6 protein-coding genes and 5 pseudogenes are annotated in these 6,645 nt (G+C 67.3%); 4 read left to right on the top strand and 7 right to left on the bottom strand.

Annotation, left to right across the window (positions count from 1 at the left end):
* Positions 1-182 precede the first annotated feature (182 nt).
* Positions 183-287 (top strand): annotated as a pseudogene (locus tag SSP24_RS45530) (hypothetical protein); the annotation flags it as partial.
* Between the two features lie 70 nt (positions 288-357).
* On the opposite strand, the pseudogene SSP24_RS41800 reads toward SSP24_RS45530, so the two are convergent.
* Positions 358-801, bottom strand: a pseudogene (locus tag SSP24_RS41800) (low temperature requirement protein A); the annotation flags it as partial.
* Between SSP24_RS41800 and SSP24_RS41795 the strand changes: the two are divergent.
* From SSP24_RS41795 to SSP24_RS41785, 3 genes and pseudogenes are all read left to right on the top strand, one after another.
* A pseudogene (locus tag SSP24_RS41795) lies at positions 801-1,162 on the top strand (cytochrome bc1 complex cytochrome b subunit); the annotation flags it as partial. The pseudogenes SSP24_RS41800 and SSP24_RS41795 sit on opposite strands and share 1 nt — an antisense overlap.
* A 183-nt stretch (positions 1,163-1,345) precedes the next feature.
* Complete coding sequence (locus SSP24_RS41790) at positions 1,346-2,308, top strand: alpha/beta hydrolase (protein WP_141316383.1); 963 nt, start codon at positions 1,346-1,348, stop codon at positions 2,306-2,308.
* 86 nt (positions 2,309-2,394) lie between these two features.
* Positions 2,395-3,237 carry an alpha/beta fold hydrolase gene (locus tag SSP24_RS41785; protein WP_141316380.1) on the top strand — a complete coding sequence of 281 codons (843 nt, stop codon included), beginning with the start codon at positions 2,395-2,397 and terminating at the stop codon, positions 3,235-3,237.
* 149 nt (positions 3,238-3,386) lie between these two features.
* Here SSP24_RS41785 and SSP24_RS41780 read toward each other — a convergent pair.
* The 6 genes and pseudogenes from SSP24_RS41780 to SSP24_RS41765 all read right to left on the bottom strand — a co-directional run.
* Positions 3,387-3,735 (bottom strand): annotated as a pseudogene (locus SSP24_RS41780) (amidohydrolase family protein); the annotation flags it as partial.
* 20 nt (positions 3,736-3,755) lie between these two features.
* On the bottom strand, positions 3,756-3,974 hold the full coding sequence (locus SSP24_RS44785) for a hypothetical protein (protein ID WP_229866373.1): 219 nt from the start codon (positions 3,972-3,974) through the stop codon (positions 3,756-3,758).
* A 67-nt stretch (positions 3,975-4,041) separates the two neighbouring features.
* Positions 4,042-4,227: a DUF1275 family protein gene (locus tag SSP24_RS44780; protein WP_229866374.1), complete on the bottom strand. Its 186-nt coding sequence runs from the start codon at positions 4,225-4,227 to the stop codon at positions 4,042-4,044.
* Between the two features lie 17 nt (positions 4,228-4,244).
* A pseudogene (locus tag SSP24_RS45060) lies at positions 4,245-4,514 on the bottom strand (DUF1275 family protein); the annotation flags it as partial.
* Between the two features lie 424 nt (positions 4,515-4,938).
* Complete coding sequence (locus tag SSP24_RS41770) at positions 4,939-5,535, bottom strand: YceI family protein (RefSeq protein ID WP_141316377.1); 597 nt, start codon at positions 5,533-5,535, stop codon at positions 4,939-4,941.
* A 145-nt stretch (positions 5,536-5,680) separates the two neighbouring features.
* The gene (locus tag SSP24_RS41765; RefSeq protein ID WP_141316375.1) at positions 5,681-6,427 is read right to left on the bottom strand and encodes an SDR family oxidoreductase; all 747 of its coding nucleotides are present in this window, start codon (positions 6,425-6,427) and stop codon (positions 5,681-5,683) included.
* Between the last annotated feature and the right edge of the window lie 218 nt (positions 6,428-6,645).

Raw genomic sequence — 6,645 nt, 5'->3', positions numbered from 1 at the left:
GCTTTCCACGTCCTGGTGCTTGGGGATGGCGATGCAACAGGCGACGGTGAAGTCTTCGCGCACCCGTTCTCTCTTCGTCCGCTCGACAGTGGAGACCGGACAGACGTAGGTCTTGTGACATCGGCCAACCGGCACCGGCAGCGGCCATCAAGGCGGCCACGTCCGCTCGCGGACACGGCTCTGTGTCACACATACGCCGGCCACTCGGTCTCACTGGCGTGAAAAGGCGCTCTGCCGGGGTGCAGATTTGCCTGAACTGGGCCATCAAGATCGATCCGGTAGAGGGGATATGGGGCGGCACCACAGAAGAGGAACGCCGCGCCATGAGGCGACGCCTGGTACACCAGTCCCAGAACGGCCGGTGCCCACGGCGGCCGCGGAGGCGAAGACCGCATAGTGGCCGTAGCCCCACAGCATGGCTGTGGTCATGCTGGCGAGGTGACGCGGTGCATCCTGGGCGAAGTACAGCCACCACAGGGCGAAGACAGTGAGTACGCCACCCAGCGCAAGGACCAGGATGGACCCGAGTGATGCCTCGGCGTCCAGCGCGGTGCGTACGGCAAGGGTGGCAGCCGTGATGGACTCCCCGAGAACAATTGGGCCGCACGCTCGGCCCATACGGGAACGGTGGCGTAGCGCAGGCAGCATCGGCGGCGTTCAGGGTCCGCGTGTGCGGCGCGCAGCCATTGATTGAATATCGTCGGTGTCGTAGGCCGAGGCGAACCAGGTGAAGTTCATCCAGGCCCACCAGATCGTGAAGAAGACCAGTGCGTAGCCGAGCAGGCCGTGACCGGGAGGGCCCCATCTGGGAGTACGGGCCCTATCGTGCCCATCAGGTTTCGGCAGGGTCACAGCCCGACTGGTACATGGGCGTGGCCGACGGGCTGCTGCGCGTCATGCCCGGCTGGGAGATCAACGCTTGGGGCCACACTCTCGCCCTCGACAACCTCATCCCGCTGCTGGCGGGCGTCGGCCTCTTCCTCGCCTTGGGGGCATATCCCTGTGTCGAGTCCTGGGCGACCAGCGATGACCGCGACCAGAACCTGCTCGACAGACCGCGTAACCGGCCGACGGGCACGGGCCTCGTGCCGCATGGCTCCGCATCAGCCTCTTCGCCGTGCCGGTTGTCGTCTACGTCGTAGCGAAGCGGTGGGCTCTCGCTCGCCGGATCAGCAGCCAGCACTGACGGGTGACGCATCCGCCGACAGTGCGGTGCGCACCTGCCACGGGGGCCCGGCTGGCCGGTGAAGAAAAAGTCTTCATCGGCTTATGTCACACATTCAATGGATGTCCTGTCACAAGGGTGAAAGCACAACACAGGCTGTGCCAGCAAAGGAGAGCAATCGTGAACAATCCCGTTCTTGAGCCTGCCGCGCAGAAGATCGCGGAGGCGACGGCCAACCCGCCTTTGCTGTACGAGCTTGGTCCCGAGGGCGCTCGGAAGGTCCTCGACGACCTGCAGGCGGCGCCCATCGAGAAGCCCGACGTGCAGGACGAGTGGATCACGGTGCCCGCCGAGGTCGGCGATGTTCGGGTGCGCATCATCAAGCCCGTCGATGCTCAGGGCCTCCTGCCGGTCGTCCTCTACGTGCACGGCGGAGGCTGGGTCCTCGGCAACGCCGGTACCCATGATCGCCTGGTGCGAGAGTTGGCCGTCGGCGTGGACGCCGCCGTAGTGTTCGTCGAGTACGACCGTTCCCCGGAGGCCAAGTACCCGGTTGCCATCGAGCAGGCGTACGCGACGGCCCGGTGGGTCACGGCGAACGGCGCCCAGGAGGGCCTGGACGCCTCTCGCATGGCCGTCGCCGGCGACTCCGTCGGAGGCAACATGACCGCGGCGCTGACCATCATGGCCAAGCAGCGCGGCGATGTGTCCTTCGTGCACCAGTCGCTGTACTACCCGGTCACGGACGCCGCCCAGGACACCGACAGCTACCGGGAGTTCGCGGACGGCCCCCACCTGACCGCGAAGGGCATGGCCTGGTTCTGGGACAACTACACCACCGACCCCGCACAGCGGGCCGAGATCACGGCGTCGCCGCTGCGGGCCACCCTCGCGGACCTGGAAGGGCTGCCGCCCGCGCTCGTCATCGTCGACGAGAACGACGTGCTCCGGGACGAGGGTGAGGCATACGCCCGCAAGCTGACGCAGGCCGGCGTTCCCACCACCAGCATCCGCTACAACGGCGTCCTGCACGACTTCCTGATGCTGAACGCCGTCCGGTCCACACAGGCCGCCGCTGCCGCGATGCAGCAGGCCATTCACACCCTGCGCACCGCGCTCGGCACCGACGGTGAGTTGACCTGAAACCTCGATCGTCGCCCCGCCCACTTCATGGCTTCTGAGCCGGATTGACCTCACCGGGACCCGGACCGTCCTAGAAAGGCCTCTTCATGAACCGTCGTTCACTCTACCGACGTGCCCGCACTCCGCTTTCCCTCATGGCCACGGCAACCGTCGCCGCCGCTCTCCTTGCCACCTCGGTCGCCCCGGCGAGCGCCGGCAAGGGTTCCTCCTCGCACAGCCGCAAGCCGACCGTGGTCCTCGTCCACGGCGCGTTCGCCGACTCCACCAGCTGGAACGGTGTCGTGAAGAAGCTGAAGCAGAAGGGCTATCCGGTGGTGGCCGCAGCCAATCCGCTGCGCGGGCTGACCAGCGACGCCGCCTACCTCAAGGACCTCCTGGCCGGCATCGACGGGCCCGTCGTGCTGGCCGGCCACTCCTACGGTGGATCGGTCATCAGCAACGCCGCCCATGGTGCCGAGAACGTCAAGGCACTGGTCTACATCGCCGCTTTCCTCCCCGAGAAGGGCGAGAGCGCTGTTGAGCTGTCGGGCAAGTTCCCCGGCAGCACGCTCGGCGAAGCCCTGCGCCCCGTCCCGATCACCCTGCCCGACGGCTCCCAGGGCACGGATCTCTACATCGACCGGGCCAAGTTCCACGACCAGTTCGCCGCGGATGTCCCCGAGCACACCACCGATCTCATGGCGGTCACCCAGCGCCCGGTGACCAGCGCCGCGCTGGAGGAGGGCGCCTCGGAGCCCGCCTGGAAGACCACTCCGTCCTGGGTCCTGGTGGCCACCGACGACCTCAACATCCCCCCGAAGGCTCAGACGTTCATGGCCGAGCGCGCCAACGCCCACACCGTGGAAGTCCGTGCATCGCACGCTGTGAGCGTCTCCCGCCCCGATGACGTCACCCGGATCATTCAGGAGGCTGTGCGGTCGGTCCGCTGACCGACGGCTCTATGAGGGCGGGGTGGCTGTGTGGCCATCCCGCCCTCGCGCTTGGCCGCCTGCAGGCATGGCTGCGTGCGGCCTGCGGGTAGCGCGAACGGGCCGTCAGTGACATGTACGGTGCCGCTTGCAGCGCGAGACGTTGACACGGAGTCCGAGGCCGCCGCGTTCAGTTCCGCGACGGTGGGCAGGCGGCGTTCGGCGAACTGGTCCGCGGTCCTGCCGCCCACCACCCGCACCCACTGCCCCTTGGGGGTACGGCCCGCCTGCTCGCGCAGCATCGCCAGTGCCTGCCGCAGCGACGGCACGCCGTCGCAGCGCAGTTCGAGGACGTAGTTGAGTCCGCCGCGGATGACGTGCGGTGTGCATCGTTGAGGCCGGGGACGACCCTGCGGCCGAGTGCGTCCACCACCGGGTCCGTGGCCCGACAAGCGGTGCCACGTCCGCGGCGTCGTCGGTGGCGACGGGATCCAGCCCGCCGTCAGGGATCGTTGCCATGGGAATCTCCCGAAAGCAGGTCAAGAGGGCTGCGGTGCGGTGCTGGTGAATGCCTTCCGGCGGCGGAGCTTGGACCGTCTCCTGCGGTCCACCGTCCGCTCACGCGTCGCGGGACTGCGCGCGGGGATGCGGAGGAGCGCGAGGGGCGTGGCCGCGACGCTCACGGCGCTGATGAGCAGGGGCCGGCCCAGTCCGTTGTGCAGCACGAGCCAGGCGCCCAGCAGGGCGCCGGCGAGCATGGCGAGAACCGCGGTGATGCGGCGGACGGCCCGGGGGTTGGTGCCGCCAGCGAGCGAGCGGTGGTGGTCATGTCGGGGATCGCCGCTTGCGTACGGTGCCGTTGCGTATGCCCATGGCCACCGCCGTCAGGACGATCAGTGGGTTGCGCGCCTGGTGCGGGACGGCGAACGCCACGGCCGCGGCCGCGAGCAGGAGCACCGCCTCGAGGGCCAGCGAGATGCAGGGCCGGCGGTGGCGCGGATATTGACGCATGCCAGCTCCAGGCGTCCCGGGACGACCGCTCCACCGAGGAACGCCGCAAGGGAGACCAGGGAGGCGAGAGGCGAGAATCCCGGTGCCCCGGCTGCGGCGAACGCGATGATGACGACATTGCTGGTCATATTCGCGGTGAAGACGTGGCCGAGTCCGAGGTAGCTGATCGGGTCGAGGCTTCCGGCCGGCAGGCGAGGGCCGGAGCAGGTCTCTGCCGCAACGGTGCTCAGGATGACCGGAACGTTGCACGCCTTGGCGGTCTTGGCCAGCGGGGTGAGGGCGGCCACGATCTCGGCGTCGGGAAGTCGGTTGATGACGCAGACTCAGCGCGTCACCTGCTCCTGCACCTTTGACCGGACGTAGCTGGCTGAGGCTGAGGACCTCCTCGGCCCGGGGCGCCCGCACCCCGCATTGAATCTGGCAGGCAGTGAGTCCGGCCGGTCTTGACCAACCACTACGGCCTCTACGAAACGCGGGGCACTTGTCCACCGCTCGCAGGCGACGGCGTCGGGCGCGGTGCATCGGAGGCGCCCGCTGAACGGAGAATCAGCTGCAGCGCGTTGGACGCGGCCCGCATGTTGTCATCGAGCACTGCGAGCGCTTTGCGCAACTCGGTGGCACGGGTCTCGAGCTCGGCGGCCTGGGCGGTCAGCGACGCAACGGTGTCGGTGACCGCGCGTCGGTTCTCAGATGCTGGGATCATCACGCGTCCTACTTGGGTAGAGAGTGCGCCTGTACCGCCGAGATGTCGAGGATCAGCGTCACCTTGTCGCTGACCAGGACGCCCCCCGCTTCCAGCGCCGTGTTCCAGGTGAGTCCCCAGTCGGAGCGCTGCAGTGTGGCCGTGCCCTCGAAACCGACCCGGTGCCGCCCGTAGGTGTCGCGGCTGGCTCCGCCGAAGTCGAGGTCGATGGTGATGGGCAGTTCGACATCCTTGATCTTGAGGTTCCCGCCCAGACGGAACTGGTCACCCCCTGCATCGACGATTCCGGTGGAGCGGAACGTCATCAGGGGGAACGTCGAAGAGTCGAAGAAGTCGGGGCCCTGAAGGTGCATGTCCCGCTCCCGAATGCCCGTGTCCAGGCTTTCGGTCTGGACGCTCACATAGGCCTCGGACCGGGAAGGCCGGGACCCATCAAGCTTGAGAAGACCTTCGAAGGATTCGAACTTCCCACGCACATTGGAGATCATGGCGTGCCGGACGGAGAAACCAATCATGCTGTGTACCGGGTCAATGGTGTAGAAACCGGTAAGTGCTTCATACGGGCGGCTGCTGGGAACAGTGCTCAGGTTGCGGTTTATGAGCATGGCGAGCCGTTTCCTTCGTGGTGTGAGTTTCGGACGGGGTGGAATCCCGGAACGGGCTCGGACGGACCGTCAAATGTCAGTGCGGCGAAGGGAACGGCCGGCCGGGGTACCGGGTGGCCCTGATGCCAGGGGCCACCCGAACCACTTACTTCTGCTGCGCGAGCCAGTCGGCGAAACGGGTCTCAGCGATGCGCGCGTCCGGGCCGGGAAGGAGGGTGTTCTCCTTCAGCTCGGCACCGAAGTACGGGGCGTGCGGGTCCGTCACGACCGTCCGCGGGTCGTTCTTGGCGGCGAGCCCCTTGCGGATGAGCTCGTCCAGCTGGAACGTGTCGGGGCCGGCGACCTCCACCACGCCGTTGACGGGCGTGCCGACGGCCGTGCGGCCCACGGCGGCGGCCACGTCGTCGGAGTAGACGGGCTGAATCTTGATGGGGGCCAGACGCACGGTGTCACCGTCGGTCGCCGCGGCGGCGATGCTCTTCATGAACTCGAAGAACTGAGTGGCGTGGACGATGGAGTACGGAATCCCGGAGGCCTTGATCAGCTCCTCCTGCGCCTGCTTGGCGCGGAAGTAGCCGCTCTCCTGGAGCCGCTCGGTGCCGACCACGGAGAGCGCGACGTGGTGGGTCACACCGGCCTCCGTCTCCGCCTTCAAGAGGTTGGTGGTCGAGGTCCGGAAGAACTCCATGACGGCGTCGTCCTCGAACGAGGGGGAGTTCGACACGTCGACCACGACCGAAGCGCCCTGCAGAACCTCGGCCAGGCCCTCGCCCGTCAGTGTGTTGACGCCGGTGTTGGGAGCGGCCGGCACCGCCTCGTGACCGTGCTCATTGAGCTTCTCGACCAGCTTCGAGCCGATGAGGCCGGTACCGCCGATCACTACGACCTTCATGATGGGGATCCTCTCGGAGGTTTCCTAATGTGTCTGCACCAGGAAAGACAGGGTGGTGACTGTATTTGTGACAGGCGCCCGGGTGGATTTCGGACTTTCCTTTTTCGGGACGGGCGCCGGCAGGTCACTCGGCGAGCTTGCCGTCGGTCGAGACTTCCTCCATCAGGGAGGAGATCTCGTCGGGGATGGAGGGAATGCTTTCGTGGGTGATTCCCGTG

It is taken from the genome of Streptomyces spinoverrucosus, from assembly GCF_006539505.1.
Taxonomy (GTDB): Bacteria; Actinomycetota; Actinomycetes; order Streptomycetales; family Streptomycetaceae; genus Streptomyces; species Streptomyces spinoverrucosus.
This window is presented reverse-complemented; position numbering and strand designations above follow the sequence as displayed.

Excerpts from the sequence above, each read along its gene's own strand:
- SSP24_RS44780 (WP_229866374.1), bottom strand. The coding sequence starts at position 4,227 with ATGCGTCAATATCCGCGCCACCGCCGGCCCTGCATCTCGCTGGCCCTC.
- SSP24_RS44785 (WP_229866373.1), bottom strand. The coding sequence starts at position 3,974 with ATGCTCGCCGGCGCCCTGCTGGGCGCCTGGCTCGTGCTGCACAACGGA.
- SSP24_RS41765 (WP_141316375.1), bottom strand. The coding sequence starts at position 6,427 with ATGAAGGTCGTAGTGATCGGCGGTACCGGCCTCATCGGCTCGAAGCTG.
- SSP24_RS41785 (WP_141316380.1), top strand. The coding sequence starts at position 2,395 with ATGAACCGTCGTTCACTCTACCGACGTGCCCGCACTCCGCTTTCCCTC.
- SSP24_RS41770 (WP_141316377.1), bottom strand. The coding sequence starts at position 5,535 with ATGCTCATAAACCGCAACCTGAGCACTGTTCCCAGCAGCCGCCCGTAT.